This is a genomic window from Sulfitobacter noctilucicola (assembly GCF_000622385.1).
Lineage (GTDB): Bacteria > Pseudomonadota > Alphaproteobacteria > Rhodobacterales > Rhodobacteraceae > Sulfitobacter > Sulfitobacter noctilucicola.
Genome location: NZ_JASD01000008.1, coordinates 2,420,812 through 2,446,236, shown reverse-complemented (window position 1 = coordinate 2,446,236; position 25,425 = coordinate 2,420,812). Strand labels below are relative to the sequence as shown.

Genomic DNA, 25,425 nt, shown 5'->3' with positions numbered 1-25,425 from the left:
CCCCTGTGGCTCAATGCAGCCAACAACACCTAGAGGCACTGCATGGACAAGAAACTACTGCTGATCATCCTTGACGGCGTCCCATACCGCAACTTCCGGCGCTTGTTCGGCAATCTGGAAGGGTGGGTTCAGTCAGGGACAGCCCGCGTCTGGAAGCATCGCGCCGTGCTGCCGTCTATTTCGGCCTCCTGCTATGCTTCGATCCACACAGGCGTCAGCCCGCAGGAACATGGCTGCACCGGCAATGGCAATGTCTTCCGCCTGACCCATGAAGATGTCTTTGCGCAAACCCGTAAGGCGGGTGGTATCACCGGCGCGGTCGCCCATTCGTTCTGGTCGGAGTTCTTTAACCGTGCGCCTTTCGACTATGTGCGCGATATCGAATACGACGAACCCGAAAGCGCCACGATCAACCATGGCCGGTTTCACACGATGACCGGCTACGGGATGGTCAACCAGATGACGCCCTCTGACGTGGACCTGTTCGCCACCCTGACCAACCTTTGCCTCAAGAACGGGCTGAACTACGGGATGCTACATACCTGCACACTTGACAGTATGGGCCATCGTTTCTTTCACGAGAGTCAGGAAATGGACCACGCCTGCGCTGTTATGGACGAGATGCTTGCCCCGTTCATTCCGCAGTGGCTGGCTGCCGGATATGAAGTCATCGTGACGGCGGATCACGGACAGGACGAGCGTGGCCACCATGGCGGCCGCGGAGAGTTGCAACAGGAAACGGCGCTTTACTATTTCGGCGATGCGGAAGGTCCGGCAGAGGATACCGTGATCGATCAGTTACAGCTGGCACCCACAATCCTTCACCGCTTGGTTGCCGCCCCCGCCAGCACCATGAAAGCGAAGAGCTTTCTTAGCTAGTCATCATAGGGCCAGTTTCGCGCCCCCAATTGCGCAACACCGTCTACCACACGGTCAAAGAAACCTGCGGCCCGAGTGCTCATGTTGCGGGCACGGAGGCAGGCATGCACCATGCCCTGCTCATTGAACCAGACTGCCTTGCCACCTGCTGCCTGCAGCGCGTCACGGTAGCTTTCGCCATCGCTGGCCAGCGGATCACATTCGGCAGTGATCAAGACCGTCGGCGGCAAACTTTCAAAATCGCTATCCGCCAAAGGCGCAAAGCGCGGATCATCCTGCGGGGGTGGCGCGCCACCGGTCCGCACGGTTTTGTAGAATTCGAGGTCGGCCATCGTCAGCTGTGGCGCGTTGGCGTGGGTCACATAGGACCCTTTGCTCATGTCTCCACCCAATCCGGGATAGATCAGCACCTGACCAACGATCCGTCCATCCACACGGCCCCGCGCATGATGCGCGACTGCCGCTGCAAGATTTCCCCCCGCGCTGTCGCCACACAGAACTATCCCCCCTGAACGCGACTGCGTAATGGCGCTGAAAGCAGTCCACGCATCGTTGAAACAGCCCGGAAAAACAGTTTCAGGCGCGAGGGCATAATCGACCGAGATGACTTCGAGACCGGTGCGCGCACATAGCTCGGCGCAGATATCGTCATGGCTTTGCAATCCCCCCACAACAAAGCCGCCGCCGTGGTAGTAGATTACCGTGACCTCAGACGGACCGCTGCTGTAGGTCCGGCACGGGACGCCCCCAAAAGGCACATCACGCACCACGACCCCTTCGGGACGCGGCGCGTGAAATACAGCGCACATTTCATCGTAGGCCGCGCGCTGATCGGCGATGGACATGTCTACCGCGTCAGGCGGATAGTTGGCATCAAGCCGGGCGATATACGCCCAGGTCTCATCGTCGATCAGTGTCGCGTAATCGGGTGTGCTCAAGCAGCGACTTCCCAGTTGTTGTTAAAGTCGCCAAGCACCTTACTTACGTCCGCCTCGCTGGCACCGTTCATTGAGATCTTGGCGACCAGACCAAGCTTCTTGTCGTCAATCACATGATCCACCCGTGCGGCAACACCGGCATTTGACAGCGCTTCGTTGTAGATGCGTGAAATCGCGTCTTTGCGTAGATCAGGTTTGAAGATTTTGCCGACCGCTGTTTTGGGCAGCTCTTCCATGATCTTGATGTGTTTTGGACGTGCGGCGCGTTCCTGAACGTGCTCGGCGCAATAGGCAAGCAGTTCCTCTTCGGTGACAGAGGCACCCTCGACCAGTTCTACAAAGGCGCATGGCAGCTCACCGGCATGGGTATCAGGCTGGCCGATTGCACCGGCAAAACTGACTGCTGGGTGGCCCAAAAGCGCCTCTTCAATCTCTGCGGGATCAATGTTGTGTCCGCCCCGGATGATAAGATCTTTTGAGCGGCCTGTGATCCAGAGATATCCGTCCTCATCGACACGTCCAAGGTCACCGGTACGAAGATAGGTCCCTTCGTAGTAGAGATCTTTGTTCTTGTCCGCTTCGGTGTAGGTGTTGCCCACGTATACACCGGGGTTCGAAACGCAGATCTCACCGATCTTGTCGACCTCGCATTCCTTTCCGTTGTGGACAATCTTGATGTCCGTGTAAGGGAACGGAATACCGATAGAGCCGACTTTCTTAAGCCCGTCTACAGGGTTGCCCGACACCAGACAGGTGGCTTCGGTCATCCCGTATCCTTCGACAATGGTCATGCCGGTCGTCTTCTCGAACCGTTTGAACAATTCCATCGGCAATGGCGCAGAGCCAGAGAACGCTGTTTTTACGGAAGATATATCAGCATTGACCGGCACCTGCATGGTCGCAGCCAGTGCGGTCGGAACAGACACTACGAATGTCACTTTGTAGCGCTCAACCAGTTTCCACAGGTTGTCAAAAACACCTTCCCCGCGATAGCCTTGCGGTGTCGGGAAGACCACATGCGCGCCCGAGCAAACCGCGCCCATCAGCATGACCTGACACGCCATGACGTGGAACAGAGGCAGCGGGCAAAGCATGACGTCATCGGGGCTTAGCAAGGTCGTGGCACCGACCCAACCGTTATAGATCGCACCGGAATAAAGGTGTTGCGCCACTTTGGGCATGCCTGTCGTGCCGCCGGTATGGAAATAGAACCCGACACGGTCTTCCTGAATATCTTCGAAAGCGAGGGTCGTGCTGCGCTTGTCCATCTCGGCGTTGAAGTTGAGATACTTCGCTTGGTTTCCGATGGTATTCTTGGGACGGATCAGCGGCACAATCCATGATTTAGGCGGCGTGAGGTAACGCAGCAGATCGACTTCAAGGACAGTGTGGACTCCGGGGGCGAGCTTGACCGCTTCTGCCGTTTTCTCCGCCACATCGGTTTTGGGGAAAGGCCGCAGCGTTACAACCACCGAGGCACCTGTCTCCCGCAGGATCGATCCGATCTGCTCGGGGCTGAGCAATGGGTTGATAGGCTGCGCGATGCCGGCAACAGCGCCGCCCAACAAGGTCAGAACCGTCTCGTTACAGTTCGGCAGGACATAGGCGACTACGTCTTTTGGACCAATCCCAAGATCGCGGAACATGTTTGCCGCCTGTGAAATCTTGCCGTGCAATTGCTGCCATGTGAACGTTTCTTTCTTGTCCTTTGGACCGGACAAAAGCTGGAAACTGATCGCGTTGTGATTAGGAAATTTGGTTGCTGTTTCCGTCAGCTGGCCAAACAGCGTTTTGGGGACGTCGCGGTCGGCCCAAGGCATCTGTGCTTCAATCGCATTACGGTCTTCGATACCGGCGTATTTCATAGTGTTCCCTCCCGAGTGGCCGTTTCGGCCTTCGTTCTTTTGATTTTGCGAAAGGATGCTGCGAAATGCGGATATACGCAAGGGAAACAGGGCGTATCGGACGCGGCGTAAAGCATTCCGCACCACAATATGAAAAAGGCGCATGCAAAGACTTGCACGCGCCCTGTTCTGATTTGGTCTGTCAGACTTTTATGCTGAAGGAATCCGCAAGACCTGACCGGGATAGATTTTGTCCGGGTGGCTCAACATTGGTTTGTTGGCTTCGAAAATCTCTGTATATTTCGCGCCGTTACCCATGGTCTTCTCGGCAATCGCCCAAAGCGTGTCGCCCTTTTCGACGGTGTGGAAGGTGCCGTCACCTTCGCCGCCTTCTATCTGGTCATCTACCGCTGCGACGCCTTCGACGTTGCCCACGGCCAGAATAACCTTTTCCTTCATTTCCTGGCTGGCGGCCTTGCCGCTGACCTTGACCTGATCGCCCTCAACCGTGATGTCGAGACCTTCTGCATCCAGTCCCAGATCTTTCAGCTCGTCCTGAAGTGCCGCACCTGAAACCTCGGCGTCGTCGTCGCCACCGAATACTTTCTTGCCCGCACCTTTAACAAAACTCCACAAACCCATTTTGGATCTCCCCTTTGGTAAGTTCAGCGCAACTATGCCTCTAAGAGATGTAGAAACAAAAGGGGAATTACTCTGCCGCGATCCCATCGGTGAATTGTAGCCGGGCCAATCGGGCATAAAGCCCCCCCTTGGCGACCAGTTCGCCATGTGTGCCCGTGGCTACTACCCTACCCGCTTCGAGCACAACAATCCGGTCGGCTTTCTTTACCGTTGCCAGCCGGTGCGCCACGATCAAGGTCGTGCGGTTCTGGCTCAGCAGGTCAACCGCCTGCTGCACCGCGCGTTCGCTCTCGGCATCCAGCGCACTGGTCGCTTCGTCCAGCAACAACACAGGCGCATCGCGCAGAATGGCACGTGCAATGGCAATGCGCTGCTTTTGACCGCCAGACAGCATAACGCCGCGCTCACCCAGATAGCTTTCATAGCCCTGCGGCAAAGCTGAGATAAAGTCATGCGCAGCAGCGGCGCGGGCGGCGGCCTCTACTTCTGCATCCGTCGCATCAGGTCTGCCAAAGCGGATGTTGTCCGCGGCACTGGTCGCAAAGATAACGGGATCCTGCGGTACAAGTGCGATGGACCTGCGATAATCTGACCGCGAAAGATCCTTCAGATCAACGCCATCCAGCGTGATCCGGCCCGACTGCGGGTCATAAAATCGCAGGATAAGCTGAATAATCGTCGTCTTTCCCGCACCCGACGGGCCGACGAATGCGACCGTCTCGCCCGGTTTGATCGACAGCGATACCTGATCTAGGGCAAGCGTTTCCGGTCGTGCAGGATAGGTGAATTGTACATCCTCAAAGCAGATTTCACCGCGCACCGGCTGGGTTAGTGTTTTGCCATCCTCAGGGTCCGTCACGCTATCGTCTGTTTGCAGCAACTCCACCAACCGCTCTGTGGCACCTGCCGCGCGTTGCAATTCGCCCCAGATTTCGGACAAGGCGGCGACCGCGCCCGCGACCATCACGGCGTAGATCACGAACTGCACCAACGCGCCTGCCGTCATGTCACCCGCACGGACATCCCGTGCGCCGATCCATAGCACCCCGACGACACCGGAGAAGGCCAGAAAAATAACGATAACAGTCATAAACGCCCGCACCTTGATGCGCCGCTTGGCCGCATCAAAGGAAGCTTCGGTAATCTTTCCGAACGAAGCACGGCTGGCCGTTTCGTGGGTGAATGCCTGCACAGTCTGAACAGCCGAGAGGCTCTCGGAGGCATTGCCCGAAGACGCTGCGATCCAGTCCTGTGTCTCGCGGCTGAGCGTACGCATACGCCGTCCCAGCGTCAGAATCGGGATGACAACCGCAGGAACAATCAAAAGGACCATGCCCGCCAGCTTGGCCGAGGTCAGCAACATCAGTGCGAGGCCACCGATAAAAATCAACAGGTTACGCAAAGCAATTGAGACAGAGGATCCGATTACCGATTGAATGAGCGTTGTGTCGGTTGTGATCCGGCTCAGGACTTCTCCGGTCAGGATACGCTCGTAAAACGCCGGGCTCATACCGATCACACGGTCAAACACCGCTTTGCGAATATCCGCCACAACGCGCTCACCCAAGCGGGTCACAAGCGCAAAACGCAAGGCTGTGCCCAGCGCCAGCAGACCTGCAATCGCAAGAGCGGCAATAAAATACTGGTCAAGCAGCTCAACTTCGGCGGAATTGAAATTGTCGACGACCCGACGCACCGCCAATGGCAGCGCCAGAGACACCATCGCTGTGCTTACCAAAGCAAAGCCAGCTGCCGCCATAAGCACGCGATAGGGCAACAGAAAAGGCATTAACGCCCGCAAGGATCCGAAATTACGCGATTTTTCGCGTTCCTTGTTCTCACTCAATACAGGGGGCGGTGCCGCAGCCATGTGTCATCCTTTTTTCGTCAAGGCGTGATGGCGCGACTAAGCGGCAGGGTCAAGCGTTGAGGATGTCGCAAGGTGGGGGAAGTTTGGAGCGGGCGGCGGGAATCGAACCCGCGTCATCAGCTTGGAAGGCTGAGGTCTTACCATTACACAACGCCCGCTGCGCACCCTTCCAATATGACAGCACCCATGGGTGGTCAAGAGCGAGATGCGCGGTATCAAATGGCCACCCTTTTCTTCCCTGATCTGCGATGCGACAAAAGCCTTATGTCAAAGAAGACCCTCAATGCCGCAAATCTGAAGAATCTCGGGGCCGACCGGTTGGCAGACCTATTGATGGAAGTCAGCACGGGCAGCGCGGAGATCAAGCGGCGTCTCAGGCTTGAGCTGAGCCATAATCTTGGACCCCAAGAACTGGCGCATGATGTGCGCAAACGCTTGGCTGCAATTCGCAAATCCAAGAGCTTTGTCGGCTGGCGCAAGCGGAAATCCCTGATTCGCGATCTGGGCACGCAGGCCGACATGATTACCCAGAAAATAGCACCCGACGCGCCCGCCGAGGCGTTTGATCTGCTGTGGTCGTTCATAGAACTTGCACCCTCCGTCTATGAACGCGTCGACGACAGCAGGGGTGAAGTGGGGGATGTTTTCCGCGAAGCCAAGATGGCATTCGAACAGATCGGCCCGCGTGCGGAGCAAGAGCCAAAACAGCTTGCCGCCCGAATATGGGAAGCGGTGCAAGACAACGGATATGGCCAGTTCGACGGAATTGTTCCGCTGCTGGCCCCGACTTTGGGGGATAGCGGTCTCGATACCCTTAAAACGCTGATAGAGGCCGACCAAAGTGCCCCCGAGCAGGATGCCCCGGATCATGCGGCTCTCCGCTTCCTAAGGGAGCTGCGCGGCACCGGTGGCCCCCAGCGCGAAGGCAGCAAGGCACGCCTGCGACGGTTGGTCCTGCAAGATATTGCGGAGGCGCAGGGTGATAGCAAAGGCTATATCGCACAGTATACCCGAAGCGAACTAAAACGGCCGATCATTGCGGCGGAGGTAGCGCGCTTGCTGATGGCGGAGGGCAATACGGATGAGGCTTTGTCGATGCTAGAGGACGCCAACCCCGATGATCCCGCCTCAGGTCAGATAGAGTGGGATCAGGCCTATATCGACTGCTTGTCGGCGCTGGATCAGATTGACGCGGCCCAAGAACATCGTTGGGCGGTCTTTGCTGCGACACTGCATACCGGAATGCTGCGGGACCACCTCAAGCGCCTCCCGGATTTCGAAGACATAGAGATCGAAGACCGCGCCAAGGCCCTTGCCCAAACCTACGATAACGCGATCGCTGCACTGATGTTCTTTCTCGATTGGTCCGACCTTATCGGGGCGGCCGAGCTGATTGAGGCACGTGCGTCAGAGATGGATGGCGATCTGTATCAGGTTCTCGCCCCAGCCGCCGAGCGGTTGCGCGAGCGGCATCCACTGGCCGCCGTGTTGCTGTGGCGGTCCATGATCGAACACGCACTTTGGGACGGCAAATCAACCCGTTACGGCCATACTGCAGATCACGTGATGGATTGCACCGCCGCTGATATGGAGATCACCGACTACGGCAGGTTTCAAGATCACGATGCGTTCATGGAAGGTCTAAGGCAGCGCCACAAACACAAGGCGTCCTTCTGGGCCCGTCTACCCTGACAAGGTTCAAGGGGCAGCTTGCCGCCCCCTGAAAAGATCTCAGTCCTCGATCAAAGCGTCGGTAATCTGTGCCAACGCTTGTGCGGCTTTCTCGCGCATTTCATCATCAGTGGCATCCTGAATGGGATGCGGCACCAATACGTAACGCGCCGATGTCATGCCCAACGCCTTGCGTTGTGCTTCTGCGGCCTGAGCGAATTCGCTTGAGGCAACGGCAACTGCGGGAAGTCCCTGGATTTCAAACCAGACTGTGTCGTGCATACTGCACGTCGTACAGGACCCTCAGTCCGCCAACCCCTCAACCACGAAATCACATTCATCGCGCATCTGCTGGCGCAGCGTATCCGGGCACGGCTTGGTATACGTAGGCTTGGTGTAGCGACGCACGGTGATGTCCGGTGCCTTGGCGGACAAAAGTCGCTCCAGCTCGTCCAGCATCACGTTGCCGCGTGGTTTACTGATGTCCAACAGACCAATCACACCCGCCAACGCGCCAGACCGTTTGGTGATCTGACGCTCTACCGGCGTGCGTTCGTCTGTGGGATCAAGAATTGTTGTCATATAACCCCTCCTTGTTAGGTAAGCCTAGTCCATGTCGATCTTTTTGGAAACAGATTGCGAGCCGACCTGCCCTGACGCCCAGCCGTGGAAGGCAGAAGAAAATTTGCCCGCATCTGATCCGGCAACGACAATGTGGATGTGTTCTTTGCTGGCGAACTTCGGCACCGAGCCTGCCATCTTTTCAGGCCCCAGCTTGTATGCTGCGTCCTGCGATATTCCGGCACCTGAATTCTCGTCTACGATAATATCGCTAAGCGGACGCGTTGTGACTTCTTGAATACGGTCGCGCAGGCGGTCTTTGGAATAGTCGCCGTCACGCATCAGCGTGTCGATATGTTCAGGGCACACCACCAGTACGGCATCCACTGGCAGATTGCGCAGCTTGGGCAGGAAAACCCCTTCAAGCCCCAGCCCCAAAGAGCCCGCGATCTGTTCAGGTTTGCGCGAGGTTTGATCGACGATATGTACGGGGCCGCCGGTCATCGCAAAGACCGTGACCACGGAATCCTCCGGATCAAACCCTCGCTCTACGTGCAGCGCAGGCCATGGGGAACGCTCCTCGTGCTCCGCAAAGCACATGGTGAATTTCATGGGGTTGCCGTGGGTCGACCGTTCCACACCACCAGTGGACGCCCCGCCAACATTTCGCACCACCAGCCGCAGGGCCCGCCCGATCGTGGCGTTCGCTCGGTTCCCCGCGCCCAAAGCACCCAACCCCTTATTCATGCCAATCTTGTCACGTATAGGCCCATTCACGATCATAACAGGTGCCGCGCCCATGGTGGTCGCGGTGACACCGTGGACATTGAACTCATCGGTGCAAACCGCCTCAACCGCCGCAATGACAACGGGAAGGTATTCGGGCTTGCACCCGGCCATAACCGCGTTGATCGCGATCTTTTCAACGGTGGCCACGCCCATATTAGGAGGCACGACTGCCACCACATCCTGTGCATCGCGGCGGGTGCCAGACAGCATACGCATCACCCGCTCAGGTGTGGGTGGCACAAGCGGCAAACCGTCAGAAAACCCTTGATCGAACATGAACTCTGCCACGTCGTCATCACTTGCCACCTCGATTTTGCGGGCTTGAATAGGGCTGCCATCGGCTTGCGCGCGCAACCTGTCATAGATCGTCGGATCAAGATGTTTGGAGCCGCAGCCGGGCCGCCATGCAGGCAAGCTTTCCCAGTAGACCTGCGCAGCAGGCAGATCAAGTGCTACGCTCAGATCGGCGACCAGTTTTTCCCAGTCCGCGCGAATGAACCCTTCAAACGCGGTCTTCACGTCCCCATCACCATCCAACCAATGCACCGACGGTACGCTCTCGATGTCCCAGTCGAATGCCGCCTTGCAATCGCTGTCGTCCAGCACCGGCATTGTCAGGTTGTGTCGCGCAGCGAAGGCCGCATTCTGCGCGCCCGATTGCGCGACCAGCATGATCTCAAACGCACCACCATAAGCCTTGTGCATCGCCTCAAGCACAGGTGCGGCAGTGTTGCAGGTGTCACAATCTTCTTTCACGAAACAGACCAGCGCAGGGCGATCTTTTGAAAATTCGTGGCGTTTCCCCGCCAAATCCTTCAGCGCGAACGCCTGTGTTCCATTGCTCATCGTTCCCTCCCCCGCGTGGACTGTCATACTGCGGGATCGCAGGCTGATGTCCAGTCATAAGCTGTGGCGGAGGTGGATGGGAATCGAACCCACCACACGCCCCAAGGACGCGTCCGTGGTTTTGAAGACCAGGGAAGCCACCAGACTCCAGTCACCTCCACATCCCGCGACCCTATCAATCAGTATCTTGGGGTAAACCCTTGTTCACACGCGAAACACACCGCAGGTCGCCGTCCCGTTGCGTCACACCAATGCTGTCGAAGTATTCAAGCAACGGCACGATCACACGTCGGCTTGTGCCTAACGCATCCCGCGCTGCCCCTGTTGTAAACCGACCTTGGTTCGGAAATGCCCCATCCAGCGTTTTGGCCGACCGCAAGACCGTATCGCAGTGGAGTATGACGGTTTGTTTAAGTCCGATATTTTCCAGCGAGAGCAACTGCCCCCTATCCAGCAGAAGGGTCAGAATTTCGGCATCTTCATCCGTCTTGCTCAGGCTCTCGAAAGCCGGAGAGGCAAGCCCGCCTTGCCGGAAGATCATTTCGAAATCATCCATACGCGCAAGCTGTTCGGCTGATGCAAAAGCGGTCGGATCATGCCTCCGCAGGCCGACCTTGTTGGCCCTCTGGCGAATTTCGCCGCTCTCTTTCAGTGTGGTATACGCCATGTTCAAAAGCGCAGGCGCGAAATCAGTCGGCGAAATGTCAGCGAGCGGCGCGACCGAACGCAAAGGGTGTCGGGCGTGATAGGACGACAGGTTTTTGAGGATGGCCGTGCGGCACGCCTCCGCATCTATGCGGGCAGCCAAGGTTTCGGCATCCAATGCGACGTAACTCGCAGCCAAAGCCGCACGAACATCCGCAATGTGCATACGCGCCAAACGCGCCACGTCTTCGATAGAGACAGCACCACGATTGGCGGCGGCCAGTGCTGCCGCGATGCTGGTGACTGGGCCTTCTAACGCTGCCTCAAGGATACACGACCGGGCTTTGTCCCCGCCGCCCGCTGGCACTGCATTCGGGTCGAGCACATCGACCCCGGCAAGCGTTTGAGCAGGCGACAAACGTCGAAGCACAGCGCGTTGTCCTGCAAACCCGACTATCGGCTTTGACAGCCGCAGTTGTGCCGTACCCGCCTCACCAGATGCCAACATTCGCCGACCGAAAAGGCGAAGTTGCGCAGTGACACTTTGGGTTCCGATCAGCAAGCGCACGTCCTGCATATGACGCAGCTCAATTTTGGTTCCGGGTATCAGCGCCAGATGCACGTCCAGGCAGGTGGACGGAACAAACTGCCCCTCAGCGCAAAGCACCGAACCACGAGATACTTCGCTCACACTCACGCCGCGCAGGTTGGCCGCCACCCTTTCACCTGGCCGAACGGCTTTACGATCCTGCGCCCGCGATTGCAGCCCCCGAAGCGTGACTGATCGGCCTGCGGGAAGCACAGTCAGTGTGTCGCTCGTTCGCAATCCACCACCCGAAAGCGTACCGGTGACAACTGTCCCGCGCCCCTCCACCGAAAAAGCGCGATCAATCGGCAGGAAACTGTGCAATGGGCCGTTCTTTGCAGGCGAGAGCGACAAAAGCGCTTCGAGGGCGTCATGAATTTTTGCGATGCCATCACCGCGGAGCGCAGAGCACAGGATCATGGGCGCGTCTTCTAACGCACTGCCGCGCAGCGCCTGTTTCAGATCGGGCAGAACCTTGATCTCCGCACCCGCGGGCAAAGCATCAGATTTTGTGACTGCCACCACGCCGCAGTCGATCCCAAGTGCGGCGGCAATCGCCAAATGTTCTTGCGTCTGCACGCCGATACCATCCGTGGCAGACACCACCAGCAAAGCCGCGCTTGCACCGCTGGCCCCTGCAACCATCGCCTGAACAAAATCCGCGTGACCCGGCGCATCGACCAGATCAATGATGCCCCTGTCATATTTGCAGTATGCGAAACCGGGTGTAATCGACAGCCCGCGTTCCTTCTCCTCGGCCAAACGGTCAGTCTCGGTACCAGTCAGAGCGCGCACGAGCGCGGTCTTGCCATGATCGACATGTCCGATGACAACAACGCAGCGGGTCGTCATGCGGCGGAAATCTGAGTGAATGCGGCAACGATAAGAGCTGTCTCGCAATCCTGCACGGTCCGCATATCCAACAGCACACGGTTCCGCTCGATCCGGCCAATCACAGGTGTCGCCGCGCTTCGCAAGGCGGTCATCAGATCGTCGGGAGACATGCCGTCAAGAGCAACACTGACGGCAAAGCTGTCTAAATCCTGCTGAGGCAAGGAACCACCGCCGACATAGGCCGCAGTCTGTTCGGTCTCTGGATCAAGGTTTGCAATAGTGCTCAATTCTCGCGCCAGTTTGTCCGCGCGATCCTGAACCGACGCCAAAGGCTCTGACAGCATGGCAAGAACAGGCACTTCTTTCATCGGGTTGTGGGGCGCACGGTACAGCCGCAAGGTCGCTTCAAGTGCGGCCAAGGTCAGCTTGTCACTGCGCAGCGCCCGCATCAGCGGATGCGCCTTGAGTTGGGCCACCACATCACGCCGCCCCGCAATGATACCGGCCTGCGGCCCACCCAACAGCTTGTCGCCAGAGAACATCACCAGATCAACACCATCCTTGAGTATATCCGCCACCACAGGTTCATCCCGCAGCCCGAAAGGCGATAGATCAACCAACACACCCGAGCCGAGATCTTCGATCAGGATAACATTTCGCTCCGCGGCAAGCTTGGCAAGATCGCGCCGTGCGGGCGCTGCGGTAAAGCCCACAATTCTGAAGTTGCTGGTATGGCTTTTCAAAAGGACGGCCGTATCCGGTTCAATTGCATCCGCGTAATCAGACAATCTTGTTTTGTTTGTTGTTCCCACTTCGCGCAGGGTCGCACCACTTTGTGCAATCACGTCCGGCAACCGGAAGGAGCCACCGATCTCGATCAACTCTCCGCGTGATGCAACAACACTGCGCCCGCCAGCAGTGGCCATCAGGCTGAGAAGCACGGCGGCGGCACAATTGTTAACGACCACTGCGGCCTCTGCCCCTGTAAGCTCGCAGATGAGGCGTTCGGTATGAGAGTGACGCGAGCCGCGCTTGCCTGTGCTCAAATCGAATTCCAGATTACCGGCAGCTTCGGCGACGGATTGCATCGCTGCTACAGCTTGCGGTGCCATACGGGCGCGGCCCAGATTGGTGTGGATCAAGATACCCGTAGCATTGATGACGGGGCGCAGGGAGGGCGCACGACCTGCCTCAATCTTTGCCGTCACCTCTGCTGCAAAAGCCATGCTCTCGAAATCGGGCCACACAACCTCGCGACCTCCCCGCAACGCATCGCGCAGGGCACCCACAATCAAACGCAATGCGACAGCGGTCTCTTCATGACTGTAGCGTTCTGTAAGTACCGCAATTGCGGGTTGATCCAGCAGGGTTTGGATCTGCGGCAAGTCTTGCAAGCGTGGCGGCATGGGACCTCGAAGTACTGGAATGTTGGCAACCTAACGGGCAGAAACGCCAAAGTCAGGTGCCACTTACACGCTCATCCGTCAGTCTGGTCAAGCGACCTCAGCAGCTTTTGCAGCACCGGTTTCAGCGCCGCCGCCTCTGACTGGGATAGTCGCCCGAGCAGATTCTCTTCGTGCGCGCGGGCATCGTCGATCAGACCTGTGGCCAGCTTGCGGCCTTCGTCACTTAGAAAAACCCGCACGCGCCGCTTGTCTTTGGCATCGGCACGACGGCTCACCAACCCGCGTGCGACCATCTGGTCCACAATCTTGGTCAGTCGTGATTGTTCCAACAGCGACAGATGCGCCAGCCGTGTCACCATCGCACCATCCTCATCCATTAGGCAGGCAAGCACGCGCCATTCCGGCACACGAAGTCCATACGCCCGCGCATGGGTGTGAAACTGCGCAGAGGCGCGATCACTGACCGCCGCCAGAAGGTAAAGCAAATAAGACGAAACAAAGCCGTCCTGCGTGTTTGTCCGGTTGTCGTTCAAACCTGTTCTCTCCGACTGCTCCATCGCTGCGATAGGTCAGCCGATCCAGGCGGTCAACAAAACTGTTGACGCAGGGTATATGAAATTTCATATTAAATTCGAGGGAGCGCTGCCGTGACCATGGACCTGATCATCACCGGACTGCACAACGAGACGGACCGCATCCGTGTCTTCGATCTGTCAACAGCGGATGGCTCTCCCCTCCCCGATTATGAAGCAGGAGCGCATCTGACTTTTGATCTGGGTGACAAAGGAACACGATCTTATTCCCTGATTGATTGGGCGCAGGACGCTGCTGGCGCGGCCTACCGTATTGCGGTTCAGCGTGAGGACGGCGGTACCGGTGGATCGCGTGCCATGCACGCACTGACCGTCGGAACAAAGATCGCAGCAACGCCGCCCAAGAACGATTTTGGAGTAGAAGACCACACCGGTCCTGCCGTGTTGCTCGGTGGCGGCATCGGGATCACCCCGCTGATTTCCATGGCAACAACGCTGCAACGCACTGGTCGCCCATTCGCGCTACACTACGCGGGCCGGTCGCGCGATGTGATGGGATTTCTGGAACCGCTCTCGCAAGATTTCAGCGATCAACTCACCTGCCACCCCGACGATGAGACACCTCTCGATCTCACCGCGCTGATGGCGACGCTCACCCTCGATACCCACCTTTATATATGCGGACCCAAGGGCATGATCGACGCCGCGCGCAATGCAGCGAGCGCCGCAAGCCTGCCCGATGCGCAAGTCCATCTGGAGCTATTTAGCACGCCACAGGCCGAGGACGGCGACACAGCATTCGAGGTCGAAGTCGCCTCGACCGGTGAGGTCTATGTCATCCCGCCTGGCAAGAGCATCATTGACGTGCTTGAGGAAAACGGCCTTGATCTGATGTACGATTGCCAGCGCGGTGATTGCGGGATTTGCCAGACGGATGTGGTCAGCGGTACGCCGGATCATCGCGACGTGGTACTGTCGGACGCCGAAAAAGCCAGCGGTGACGTCATGCAGATTTGTGTGAGCCGCGCCAAGTCCGCCCGTCTCGTTCTGGATCTTTAGGAAAGGAGCCTGCCCATGCCTGCCTATACGCAAGAAAATGTGACCGATCTGGTGCAGGGCCACCGCGTGCACCGCGACCTTTATACCTCGCCCGAGGTCTACCGGCTTGAGACACAGCATCTGTTTCGCAATGTCTGGATGTTTGTCGGGCACGACAGCCAGACGCCGAACAAGGGCGACTATTTCACCACCCAGATCGCCGATCAGCCGATCATACAGGTGCGTCATTCGGATGGCGAAATTCACGTACTTTACAACCGTTGCCCGCACAAGGGGACCAAGATTGCCATCGACCGGGAGGGCAACACCGGGAAGTTCTTTCGCTGCCCCTATCACGCATGGTCGTTCAAGACGGATGGCTGCCTTTTGGCGATACCCCTGAAAAAGGGCTATGATGGAACCACGCTGAAAGAGACAGAGAACGGCAAGGGCATGAAGGCCGTCGGTGCTGTGCACAACTACCGCGGCTTCGTCTTTGCTCGGTTGGCGGATGAGGGAATTTCCTTTGAGGAGTTCTTTGGCGACAGCCTGTCCTCCATCGACAATATGGTTGACCGCGCACCAGAGGGACGCATGGAAGTTGCGGGCCCGCCTCTGCGCTACATGCATAAATGCAACTGGAAGATGTTGGTCGAGAACCAGACCGATACCTGCCATCCCATGGTCGCGCACGAAAGCAGCGCAGGCACAGCGGTAAAAATCTGGGACGAGCTGGGCAATCCCGAACCGCGCCCCGCTGCGATGCAGATCATCGCCCCGTTTATGAGTGCGTATGATTTTTTTGAAGGGATGGGTATTCGCACGTGGCCCAACGGGCATGGCCATACTGGCGTGCAGGGGTCGATCCATTCCGACTACGATTCCATTCCGGGCTACTTTGACGCAATGACCGAGGCTTATGGCGCCGACATGGCCCGCGCCATTCTGGATGAGAACCGCCACAACACCGTCTATTTTCCTAACATCATGGTTAAAGCGCCTTTGGGACAGCTGCGTAATTTTATCCCGATGGGTGCCGACAAAACGCTGGTCGAAAGCTACGTCTACCGCCCCGTTGGCGCACCCGATGCGCTGGTCGCACGGTCCGCCATGTACAACCGCATGATCAACGCGCCGACCTCCATCGTCGGGCACGATGATCTGGAGATGTACGAACGCGCGCAGGAAGGGCTGATGTCGGAGGGGCTTGAGTGGGTCAACGTCCAGCGCCTTTATCAAGAGGATGAGGACTTTGACGTTGAGGCCGTCGAGAACGGTACGACCGAGCGTCAGATGCGCAACCAGTTCAACGCTTGGGCCAAATTCATGACCCCTCAACCTTCGGTTCCAAATGCAGAGGCCGCAGAATGACCCCGTCCCGCGATGATCTGATTGATTTCATCTATGCCGAAGCGCGGATGCTTGACGAGGGGCATTTCAGCCAATGGCTCGACCTGTGGCAGCCAGATGGCATCTATTGGATGCCGCTTGATTACAAACAGACCGACCCCGATTGCATCACCTCCCTGCTCTACGAAGACCAGTTCATGCTGCGTCTGCGGGTGGAGCGGCTGGAAGGTGCGCGTACATTCAGCCAGAAACCCAAAAGCCGCTGTCACCACGTGATCCAGCGTCCCTTCGTCGATGTGTTCGAGCCGGAGGAGAACCGGTATCAGACCAACACGTCGATGCACTATGTAGAGACGCGACTGGATGAGCAATTCTTGCTGGCACTCACGGCAGTACATGATTTGACGGTCGTGGACGGAGCCCTGCGGATTGCGAACAAACGTGTAGATTTGCTCAACTCCGATGCTGCGTTCGGCAACATCCAGTTGCTCCCATGACGGGTATTCCTCTCCCTTCGGTCTATGCTGTCTTTGCACAGACAGCGGCGCGCTGGCCCGAGCGGCCTGTGTTCAACGTCCTGCCGGTCACTGCGGAGATTTACGGTATCCCACCAGGCGAAACGACCTATGGCGAGGCGCTAGAACGCGCAGACACGCTGGCCGAACGATTTGCCACAGCAGGATACGGGGCCGGAATGCGGGTGGCCTTGCTGCTGGAGAACCGCCCCGATTTCTTTGTCATCTGGCTGGCGCTGAACAAGTTGGGCATTTCGGTCGTGCCGATCAACCCTGATCTGAGAGCGGCTGAGCTGGAGTATATGATCGGCCATGCCGAACCTGCGCTGATTATTGCAATACCCGCCCGCCAGGAAGAGTTGCGGCAGGCGGCAAAGGCGGCAAACATCGCGCTTGCCGTTGTTGGGGTGGAGGACACGCCACCTCCGCCGCGCTCCGATGCGCAAGTCGCGGAGCCTCTAATGGGTGCTGACCGCGAAGCCGCGGTGCTTTATACTTCCGGCACAACGGGCCAGCCCAAGGGTTGCGTGTTGCCGAACACCTATTTCCTGCACGCAGGCGACTGGTACCGCGACCTTGGCGGCATCGCGACGCTCTCCGAAGGCGGCGAGCGCATGATAACGCCGCTCCCGATTTTCCATATGAATGCGATGGCCTGTTCCTTTATGGGCATGGTGACTGTCGGCGGCTGTCTCACAGCGCTTGACCGGTTTCACCCGTCAAGCTGGTGGGATGATGTTCGAGCGGCCAAGGCGACATGCCTGCATTATCTCGGTGTTATGCCCTCGATGCTGATGAAAGCGCCGCCTCATGAAAAAGATGGCACTCATCAGGTCCGTTTCGGCTTTGGTGCAGGCGTCGATCCGAAGCTTCAGGCGGAATTCGAGACGCGGTTCAACCTGCCGCTGGTCGAGGCTTGGGCAATGACCGAAACCGGTGTTGGTGCCGTTATTTCAGCGCAAAACCCGGATCGTCTGGTGGGTCTAGCCTGCTTGGGCACACCTGACACAGCCGTCGAGACGCGCATCGTCGATGACAGCGGACAAGATGCAAATGTAGACACACCCGGCGAGTTGCTGGTCCGCCGTGCGGGCAACGATCCCAAATACGGTTTTTTCAGCCACTACTACAAGAACCCCACCGCCACCGCAGAGGCATGGGATGGCGGCTGGTTCCACACCGGCGACATCGTCCGGCGTGATGCTGAGGGGCGTTTCTTTTTTGTGGACCGCAAGAAAAACGTGATCCGCCGCTCTGGCGAAAACATTGCAGCAGTTGAGGTGGAATCCGTGCTGATGCGCCATCCTGACATTACCGCCGCCGGAGTGGCCCCCGTGCCGGATGCCTTGCGCGGAGACGAGGTGTTTGCCTGCCTGACCGTCGCCGATCCATCAGAAGCAAAAGCCCGCGAGATTGCCAACTGGGCCTTGAGCCAAATGGCCTATTACAAGGTGCCCGGGTACATCGCATTTGTGGATGCGCTACCGCTGACCGCGACCCAGAAAATCCAGCGGGCCACACTTAAGGCTATGGCACAGGATTTGCTGGCAAAGGGCCGCGCCTTTGATCTGGGCCACCTCAAGAAACGGCAGGTCGCCTGATGGCGCTGCCCCTTCCCTACGACGGCGTCGTGGTGACGGCACCGGTGTCCATCCCTTACGCCCGCTATTCCATTGAGACTGCGCATTTTTGGATCGCGACCGCCTTGCGCGAAACGCTGAAGGTTGCGGGGATCAAACCAGCCGAGCTTGATGGTTTTTCCGTCGCGAGCTTTACCCTGTTCCCCGACAGCCCTGTGGCGCTGACCCAGCATCTTGGCCTCTCGCCCCGCTGGCTCGACAGTATTCCAATGGGCGGGGCCAGCGGTGTCGTCGCCCTGCGCCGTGCCGCCCGAGCAGTGCAATGCGGGGACGTGGATGTGGTGGCCTGTGTGGCCGGTGACACGAACCAGATCGATAGTTTTCGCACGTTGCTCTCAGGCTTTTCGCGCTTTGCGATGGATGCCTCCTATCCCTACGGCTACGGCGGGCCGAACGCGAATTTTGCCCTGCTCACCGACCGCTACATGCATGAATACGGGGCCACCCGGGCCGATTTTGGACGCATCTGCGTGGCCCAGCGCGATAATGCGCTGAACTACCGCCACGCAATTATGAAAAAGCCACTGACGCTTGAACAATATCTGGAGGCGCGGCCCATCGCCGATCCGCTGGCGCTGTTTGACTGCGTCATGCCTTGTGCGGGGTCCGAAGCGTTTCTTGTGATGCGTGAGGAAAACGCCGTAAAGCGCGGCTTGCCCTTTGCCCGCATCGCAGGCACGATCGAGCGGCACAACGCCCATGCAGCCGACCCGATCCAGCTGCGTGGCGGATGGACGGTGGACATCGACACGCTTTACGGCATGGCCGGCTGTGACCCTGCGGACATGGACCTCGTGAATACCTATGACGATTATCCCGTCATCTCGATGATGCAGATCGAGGATTTGGGGTTCTGCGGAAAAGGCCAAGCCGCAGATTTCCTGCGCGACAAGGATATGACAACCGGCGGCGACTTTCCCCACAACACCAATGGTGGCCAGCTAAGCGCCGGACAGGCTGGGGCCGCAGGCGGATTCATCGGGTTGGTCGAAGGCATCCGTCAGGTCACAGGCCAAGCGGCAGGCACTCAGGTGGCTGACGCACGGCGCGCGCTGATCTCGGGCTTTGGAATGATTAACTATGACCGCGGCGTTTGCTCGGCCGCCGCCATTCTGGAGGCCGCATGACACAAGCGCTCCCTCCTCCCCCGCGCAAAGACCCGCAAAAACGCACACCCGCGTCAGCCCGTCCGCCCGAAGCGCGCAGCCGTGCGGCGATGGGTCTGACAGTGGCGGCGGCAGAGGGGCGCTTTGCCCTGCAAGTCTGCGCCGAGTGCGGTACTGTTCAGTATCCCCCGCGCGACGCCTGCTGCGGATGTCTGGGGACCGATCTGCCATGGCAGGATGTGTCGCCGGACGGAGAGCTGCTGGCCGATACGATGATCCGCGCCTCGACGAAGCAATTTTTCCGTGAACGCAGCCCGTGGCGCACGGGATCGGTGCGGCTTGATGCGGGTCCGACAGTGATCTGCCACGTGCATGGCGATTGCGCCCGCCATGGCCGCGTAACGCTGTGGAACAAACTAGACCGGTCGGGACAAGCGGTGCTGATCGCCGTGCCACCAGAAAGGACGCCGTTGATGCAAGACGACCCGATCCTGCGCGCAATGAGCGCTGATCCCAAGCACCGCCGCGTGCTCATCACTGACGGGCGGAACCCGAATGCACTTGCCTTGGTCAAATCCCTGCAAGGCGCTGGTGCAGCGACAATCTATGTCGGCGAAAGTGAAACCTGGCGTCCCTACCCGCATCGTGCAGCGCTTGAGGCGTCGGATGTGGAATTTATGCCGCTTGACGTGACGGATGCCGCATCAGTCAAACGGATGGCGGCAGAATACGGCGGCAAGGTCGATATCCTGATCAACACCGCGATGTTCCTGCGCCCCGGCGGCGCGATGGCACGGGGCGACACCAGCTTTGCGCAACAAGAGATGGACGTGAACTATCTCGGGCTGATGCGGCTCGCGCAGGGCTTTGGGCCGGGCATGTGCGCGCGTACAGGTGACGGGGTAAATTCTGCCGTGGCTTGGGTGAACCTGCTGTCTGTGCATGCGCTGAGCAATGACGCGGGCTTTGGCTGTTTCTCGGCCTCCCATGCCGCCGCCTATTCGCTCAGCCAGAACCTGCGCGCCGACTTTCGCACATCCGGCCTGCGCGTGATGAATGTCTTTACCGGACCGACGGAGGACGACTGGTTTCAAGCGCTGCCACCACCCAAGGTCAGCCACAACGCCCTTGCAAAATCTGTCGTTGCGGGCCTGCAGGACGGTTTGGAGGATGTGTTCTGCGGTGATGTTGCCCGCGATGTATGGGAGCGGTTCAACCGCAGTCCCAAGGTGCTGGAACGTGAGACGACGATGGGAGTGGACGGCGCATGAGTACGTTGCAAACCCTCGCTACCGCGCTGTCTAGCGGCCAGATCGACGTGGTCGACCTGACCCACACCCTCGATCCCGATTTTCCCGTCATCATCCTGCCGCCGGAGTTCGGCCAATGCGCGCGGTTCCGCATGGAAGAGGTCAGCGCTTATGACCACCGCGGCCCTGCGTGGAAGTGGCACAACATCTCGATGTCGGAGCACACCGGCACCCATTTCGACGCGCCCTCGCATTGGGTGTCGGGGCGCGATGTGCCTTTGGGTGCGGTTGATGAAATACCCGTCGATATGTTTGTGGGACCGGTTGTAGTGATCGACTGTTCCACGCAAGCCGCCGCAGATGCTGATTTCTGCATGACGCCGGATGACATTATCGCGTGGGAAGCCACCCATGGCGATATCCCTGAAGGCGCTTGGGTGCTGATGCGCACAGATTGGTCCAAGCGCAGCGGCGCGGAATACCTTAACATGCACGAAGACGGGCCGCATTCGCCGGGGCCGAGTGCTGAGGCCATCCGCTATCTGGTAGAGACGCGCAACATTCGCGGTTTTGGCACCGAGACGGTGGGGACCGACGCAGGCCAAGGCATGCATCTGACGCCGCCTTACCCCGCGCACTATCTGTTGCACGGCGCAGGCAAATACGGGCTGCAATGTCTGGCCAATTTGGACCTCTTGCCACCCACGGGTGCCGTATTGATGGCAGCACCGCTCAAGATCAAAGGCGGCACCGGCAGCCCGTTACGCGTGCTGGCATTGGTGGAGCGCGAGACATGAGCCACCTTTGCGCGGTCATCACGGGCGGGAGCAAAGGCATCGGGGCCGATTTGGCCGCTTGCCTGCTGGAACGTGGGTACAAGGTCATTTCAATCGCGCGGGGGCTTTCCGAAAATCCACCCGACGGATTGATCGAGGTACAGGCAGACCTGCTTGACGAAACCTCAGTCCGCGAGGCCGCGACCGAGATTGCACGTGCGCACGAAGTTACACACCTCATTCACAATGCAGGGCTAATCTGGCCAAACCTGATCGAAGACGCGACGCCCGCAGACCTCGCAGGTCTGACCCAGCTCCATCTTGGCAGCGCCCTCACCCTTGCCCAGGCGTTTCTGCCTGCGATGAAATCAGGCGGCATGGGGCGTATTCTGTTCAACGGCTCACGTGCTGCGATGGGCGTGCCAACGCGTACTGCTTATTCAGCGACAAAGGCAGGTATCATCGGGATGGCCCGCACTTGGGCACTGGAGCTTGCCCCCCACGGCATCACAGTCAATGTCGTCGCTCCCGGACCGATCAAGACGGACAACTTTTGGGGCATCGTAGAGAAAGACAGCCCGCAGGAGGAAGCACTGGCCAAGCGTATTCCCGTTGGACGATTAGGTGAAGTGCGTGATGTCACCAACGCGTTTCTCTTCTTCTGCGAACCTGCCAACAATTTCATCACAGGACAGACACTCTATGTTTGCGGCGGGGCGAGTGTCGGGGCCATGCAACTTTGACTCCCTATGTCGAGAAACACTTGCTACGCTTCACTTAAAAACGGGTCCGCTGAGAGAGCCGAAACAAAAACGAAACTATAAAAAAAGACCAACAAGGAGAAACACCATGCTGAAAACACTTACAAAACCGCTCAGTGCAGGCGTTGCCGCGCTGGCGATGACCGCATCTGCCGCTTGGGCTGATGTCGTGTTGACATATTCCTCGTGGTTGCCGTGGACGCACCCCGTGAACACAGCGATATACATCCCATGGATGGAAGGGATCGAGGCCGCAAGCGAAGGACGCATCACCTTCAAACGCCTGCCCAAACCGGTTGCGTCACCGCCCGCACATCTGGACGCCGTTAGGACCGGTCAAGCCGATGTCGCCTTTGCGGTACACGGTTATTCCCGCAACCAGTTCACGCCTTATATCTTCGGGGAATTTCCATTTCTTGGTGACAGCGCCAAGGCAAGTTCTATCGCGTTCCAACGCACCCACGACAAATTCCTGTCCGAGATGGACCTTTATAAAGGTGTGCACCTTATCGGGGTAAACCTGCACGGTCCGGGCCAGGTCCACCACTCAAAGATGAACATGACGAAACCTGCGGATTTCGAAGGTCAGAAAATTCGTACCGGTGGTCCGGTCCCGCTTGCGATTGTCGAAGCGTGGGGCGGCGTTTCTATTCGCCAGCCAGCGCCAAAATCCTATGAAATTCTTTCTTCGGGCATCGCGGACGGCATCACCTTCCCTTTTGAATCCCTGCCAAGCTTCAAGATCACCGAGCTTGTCCCTTACACTACCACAATGCCGGGCGGTTGGTACAACTCCAGCCATTATCTTGTGATGAACAAACGCGCCTATGACGGCCTGACCGATGAGGATAAAGCGGTGGTCGATCAGTTCTCGGGCGAAGCCTATGCAGCGCTTGCAGGCGGCGGATGGGACGAAATCAACGCGATCGGACTGGAGGCCGCGAACGCTGCGGGCAACTCCATTGTCGAGGCCAGCGAAGAGCTCAAGACAGCGTTGAGCGAGCTGAACGATACTTTTGTTGCCGACTACATCAAGGAAGCAGAGGGTTTCGGATTGAACGGTCAGGAGGTCATTGATTACTTCAAGGCCGAAGCCGAAAAAGCAGGCTCGATGTAAGGCCCGACAAGAATGGACCTTTCACACAACCAGCCGGTCGCGGGCAATGTCCGCGGCCTAGGCGCCGCCAGCGCGGTGCTGTCATGGATCGCCTGCATTGTGCTGTTTGGCATGATGCTTGTAACCTTTGCTGACGTGGTGGGGCGGTATGTTTTCCTCAGCCCCCTGCCCGCCGCCTACGAAATGATCTCGCTGATGATGCCCGCCATTATCTTTTGCGCGATGCCGATCACGGTCTTGCGTGAAGGGCATGTCACAGTTGATTTGCTGGACAGCTTTATGTCCCGCGGAACGGCTCGCATCCAAGGCGTCGTCGTCAACATCGTAAGTGCCTGCGCCTTGGGTCTTCTGGCATGGCGTCTGGGCGTCAAAGCGCGCGACGACTATGTTTATGAAACGATCACGGATGAATTGCTGCTGCTGATCTGGCCCGTCGGCGCCGCGATGGTTGTGCTGTGCGCGATTGCAGCTTTAGCCGCCCTTGCAAATGCTTGGGCCTATGCGACCAACCCTCCTCTTCATAAGGCCAGCTGAGATGATCGAAGCACTGACCGGACTGGCAGTATTGCTGATACTCGCCTTCCTGCGCATTCCAATTGCGATTGTTATGATCCTTGTGGGCACTGCCGGAATGGCATGGGTGCTCAATCCCGAAGGCGCGCTTTATAACGTCGGACAGACAGCGTATGACGCCGCGATCAATTATGAGCTGTCGGTGGTGCCGCTTTTTGTCCTGATGGGCAATCTTGTGGCTCGTGCCGGGCTGGCAGGACAACTCTACACCGCCTCCAACGCCTTTCTGGGCCACCGCAAAGGCGGGCTCGCAATGGCAACCGTTGTCGCCTGCGGCGGGTTTAGCGCGATCTGCGGCTCATCACTGGCAACTGCCGCCACGATGTCCAAAGTCGCAATGCCGTCGATGCGGCGGTTCAATTATTCCGACCGGCTTGCGACAGGTTCTATCGCTGCGGGCGGTACACTCGGCATCCTGATCCCGCCGTCGGTGATCCTTGTCATTTATGGCATCCTCACGCAGCAAAGCATCGGCAAACTTTTTGCTGCCGGTGTCATTCCCGGACTGCTGGGCGTCCTGCTGTATCTCGCGGCTGTGCGCTTTGTCACATGGCGCAGGCCGGAAGAAGGTCCCGCTGGCGAACGGACGGATTGGTCCGAGCGGATGCGTGCCCTTGGTCAGGTTTGGGGTGTTATCTTGCTCTTTGCCATCGTGATGGGTGGTATCTATGGGGGCGTCTTCAGCCCGACAGAAGCAGCAGGGATCGGCGCGATGGGTGCTTTTGCCTTTGCTTTGCTGCGCCGCGCACTGACGTGGAGCATTCTTAAGGACATCCTGCTGGAAAGCGTTGAGACTACAGCGATGCTCTTTACGGTCCTGATCGGTGCGCTGCTGTTTGCGAATTTCATCAACTACACCGACTTCCCGCAGGCGCTGCTGGCCTTCGCGGCGCAATTCGCCGACCGGCCGTGGCTGGTCATCATGGCGATCCTCGCGATCTATGTCTTGCTGGGATGCGTTTTTGAAAGCCTGTCGATGATCCTGCTGACAGTGCCGATCTTCTTTCCACTGGTGCGCGATCTCGGCTACGATCCAATCTGGTTCGGCATCGTCGTCGTCGTTGTGACCGAGATCAGTCTGATTACGCCCCCTGTCGGCCTGAATGTATTTGTCCTGCGTGGGGTTCTGCCTGATGTCAGCACCGGCACGATTTTCAAAGGGGTCACCCCTTTCTGGGTCGCGGATATCTTTCGGCTGGCGCTGATCGTGGCCATCCCCGCGCTGTCGCTATGGTTGCCGTCTTTTGTTGTCTAG

General features: G+C 58.3%; 22 protein-coding genes and 2 tRNA genes. 13 read left to right on the top strand and 11 right to left on the bottom strand.

Annotation, left to right across the window (positions count from 1 at the left end; genetic code table 11):
• Positions 1-42 precede the first annotated feature (42 nt).
• Positions 43-879, top strand: a complete 837-nt coding sequence (locus tag Z946_RS0115565; RefSeq protein ID WP_025056649.1) for an alkaline phosphatase family protein — start codon at positions 43-45, stop codon at positions 877-879.
• On the opposite strand, the gene Z946_RS0115560 is transcribed toward Z946_RS0115565, so the two are convergent.
• The 5 genes from Z946_RS0115560 to Z946_RS0115540 form a co-directional block, all read right to left on the bottom strand.
• Complete coding sequence (locus Z946_RS0115560; protein WP_025056648.1) at positions 876-1,817, bottom strand: alpha/beta hydrolase; 942 nt, start codon at positions 1,815-1,817, stop codon at positions 876-878. The two genes, Z946_RS0115565 and Z946_RS0115560, sit on opposite strands and share 4 nt — an antisense overlap.
• Positions 1,814-3,682, bottom strand: coding sequence for an acyl-CoA synthetase (locus Z946_RS0115555; protein WP_025056647.1), 1,869 nt, complete (start codon positions 3,680-3,682; stop codon positions 1,814-1,816). Before Z946_RS0115555 ends, Z946_RS0115560 begins: the two co-directional genes overlap by 4 nt.
• 189 nt (positions 3,683-3,871) lie before the next feature.
• Positions 3,872-4,303 carry a peptidoglycan-binding protein LysM gene (gene lysM / locus Z946_RS0115550; RefSeq protein ID WP_025056646.1) on the bottom strand — a complete coding sequence of 144 codons (432 nt, stop codon included), beginning with the start codon at positions 4,301-4,303 and terminating at the stop codon, positions 3,872-3,874.
• Positions 4,304-4,370: 67 nt separating this feature from the next.
• Positions 4,371-6,173, bottom strand: coding sequence for an ABC transporter transmembrane domain-containing protein (locus Z946_RS0115545; protein WP_025056645.1), 1,803 nt, complete (start codon positions 6,171-6,173; stop codon positions 4,371-4,373).
• An 84-nt stretch (positions 6,174-6,257) separates the two neighbouring features.
• Positions 6,258-6,331: transfer RNA gene (locus tag Z946_RS0115540), tRNA-Gly, on the bottom strand.
• Positions 6,332-6,437: 106 nt separating this feature from the next.
• On the opposite strand from Z946_RS0115540, the gene Z946_RS0115535 reads away from it, so the two are divergent.
• Positions 6,438-7,865 (top strand): DUF6880 family protein, encoded by a 1,428-nt coding sequence (locus tag Z946_RS0115535; protein WP_025056644.1) that lies wholly within the window; start codon positions 6,438-6,440, stop codon positions 7,863-7,865.
• A 39-nt stretch (positions 7,866-7,904) separates the two neighbouring features.
• On the opposite strand, the gene Z946_RS21895 is transcribed toward Z946_RS0115535, so the two are convergent.
• From Z946_RS21895 to Z946_RS0115500, 6 genes are all read right to left on the bottom strand, one after another.
• A complete protein-coding gene (locus Z946_RS21895) occupies positions 7,905-8,426 on the bottom strand; it encodes a UGSC family (seleno)protein (protein ID WP_260168401.1) in 522 nt (173 codons plus the stop codon).
• 24 nt (positions 8,427-8,450) lie between these two features.
• Complete coding sequence (locus Z946_RS0115520) at positions 8,451-10,040, bottom strand: TlpA family protein disulfide reductase (protein WP_025056641.1); 1,590 nt, start codon at positions 10,038-10,040, stop codon at positions 8,451-8,453.
• Positions 10,041-10,104: 64 nt separating this feature from the next.
• A tRNA-Sec gene (locus Z946_RS0115515) sits at positions 10,105-10,199 on the bottom strand.
• Positions 10,200-10,215: 16 nt separating this feature from the next.
• Positions 10,216-12,123 (bottom strand): selenocysteine-specific translation elongation factor, encoded by a 1,908-nt coding sequence (gene selB / locus Z946_RS0115510; RefSeq protein ID WP_025056640.1) that lies wholly within the window; start codon positions 12,121-12,123, stop codon positions 10,216-10,218.
• On the bottom strand, positions 12,120-13,511 hold the full coding sequence (selA, locus tag Z946_RS0115505) for an L-seryl-tRNA(Sec) selenium transferase (protein ID WP_025056639.1): 1,392 nt from the start codon (positions 13,509-13,511) through the stop codon (positions 12,120-12,122). The genes selB and selA overlap by 4 nt, the downstream gene beginning before the upstream one ends.
• Positions 13,512-13,582: 71 nt before the next feature.
• Positions 13,583-14,068: a MarR family winged helix-turn-helix transcriptional regulator gene (locus Z946_RS0115500; protein WP_025056638.1), complete on the bottom strand. Its 486-nt coding sequence runs from the start codon at positions 14,066-14,068 to the stop codon at positions 13,583-13,585.
• Positions 14,069-14,164: 96 nt separating this feature from the next.
• On the opposite strand from Z946_RS0115500, the gene Z946_RS0115495 reads away from it, so the two are divergent.
• The 11 genes from Z946_RS0115495 to Z946_RS0115445 all read left to right on the top strand — a co-directional run bounded on the left by Z946_RS0115495 (position 14,165) and on the right by Z946_RS0115445 (position 25,425).
• Positions 14,165-15,103 carry a PDR/VanB family oxidoreductase gene (locus Z946_RS0115495; RefSeq protein ID WP_025056637.1) on the top strand — a complete coding sequence of 313 codons (939 nt, stop codon included), beginning with the start codon at positions 14,165-14,167 and terminating at the stop codon, positions 15,101-15,103.
• A 15-nt stretch (positions 15,104-15,118) separates the two neighbouring features.
• Positions 15,119-16,453, top strand: coding sequence for an aromatic ring-hydroxylating dioxygenase subunit alpha (locus Z946_RS0115490; protein WP_025056636.1), 1,335 nt, complete (start codon positions 15,119-15,121; stop codon positions 16,451-16,453).
• Positions 16,450-16,929 carry an aromatic-ring-hydroxylating dioxygenase subunit beta gene (locus tag Z946_RS0115485; protein ID WP_025056635.1) on the top strand — a complete coding sequence of 160 codons (480 nt, stop codon included), beginning with the start codon at positions 16,450-16,452 and terminating at the stop codon, positions 16,927-16,929. Before Z946_RS0115490 ends, Z946_RS0115485 begins: the two co-directional genes overlap by 4 nt.
• Positions 16,926-18,548, top strand: a complete 1,623-nt coding sequence (locus tag Z946_RS0115480) for an AMP-binding protein (protein WP_025056634.1) — start codon at positions 16,926-16,928, stop codon at positions 18,546-18,548. Before Z946_RS0115485 ends, Z946_RS0115480 begins: the two co-directional genes overlap by 4 nt.
• Positions 18,548-19,714: a thiolase family protein gene (locus Z946_RS0115475; protein WP_025056633.1), complete on the top strand. Its 1,167-nt coding sequence runs from the start codon at positions 18,548-18,550 to the stop codon at positions 19,712-19,714. The genes Z946_RS0115480 and Z946_RS0115475 overlap by 1 nt, the downstream gene beginning before the upstream one ends.
• Positions 19,711-20,964 (top strand): SDR family NAD(P)-dependent oxidoreductase, encoded by a 1,254-nt coding sequence (locus Z946_RS0115470; RefSeq protein ID WP_025056632.1) that lies wholly within the window; start codon positions 19,711-19,713, stop codon positions 20,962-20,964. The genes Z946_RS0115475 and Z946_RS0115470 overlap by 4 nt, the downstream gene beginning before the upstream one ends.
• On the top strand, positions 20,961-21,740 hold the full coding sequence (locus tag Z946_RS0115465) for a cyclase family protein (protein WP_025056631.1): 780 nt from the start codon (positions 20,961-20,963) through the stop codon (positions 21,738-21,740). Before Z946_RS0115470 ends, Z946_RS0115465 begins: the two co-directional genes overlap by 4 nt.
• The gene (locus tag Z946_RS0115460; RefSeq protein ID WP_025056630.1) at positions 21,737-22,462 is read left to right on the top strand and encodes an SDR family NAD(P)-dependent oxidoreductase; all 726 of its coding nucleotides are present in this window, start codon (positions 21,737-21,739) and stop codon (positions 22,460-22,462) included. Before Z946_RS0115465 ends, Z946_RS0115460 begins: the two co-directional genes overlap by 4 nt.
• 106 nt (positions 22,463-22,568) lie before the next feature.
• Positions 22,569-23,597 carry a TRAP transporter substrate-binding protein gene (locus Z946_RS0115455; RefSeq protein ID WP_025056629.1) on the top strand — a complete coding sequence of 343 codons (1,029 nt, stop codon included), beginning with the start codon at positions 22,569-22,571 and terminating at the stop codon, positions 23,595-23,597.
• A gap of 12 nt (positions 23,598-23,609) precedes the next feature.
• The gene (locus Z946_RS21160) at positions 23,610-24,131 is read left to right on the top strand and encodes a TRAP transporter small permease (RefSeq protein ID WP_025056628.1); all 522 of its coding nucleotides are present in this window, start codon (positions 23,610-23,612) and stop codon (positions 24,129-24,131) included.
• Position 24,132: 1 nt separating this feature from the next.
• Positions 24,133-25,425 (top strand): TRAP transporter large permease, encoded by a 1,293-nt coding sequence (locus tag Z946_RS0115445; RefSeq protein ID WP_025056627.1) that lies wholly within the window; start codon positions 24,133-24,135, stop codon positions 25,423-25,425.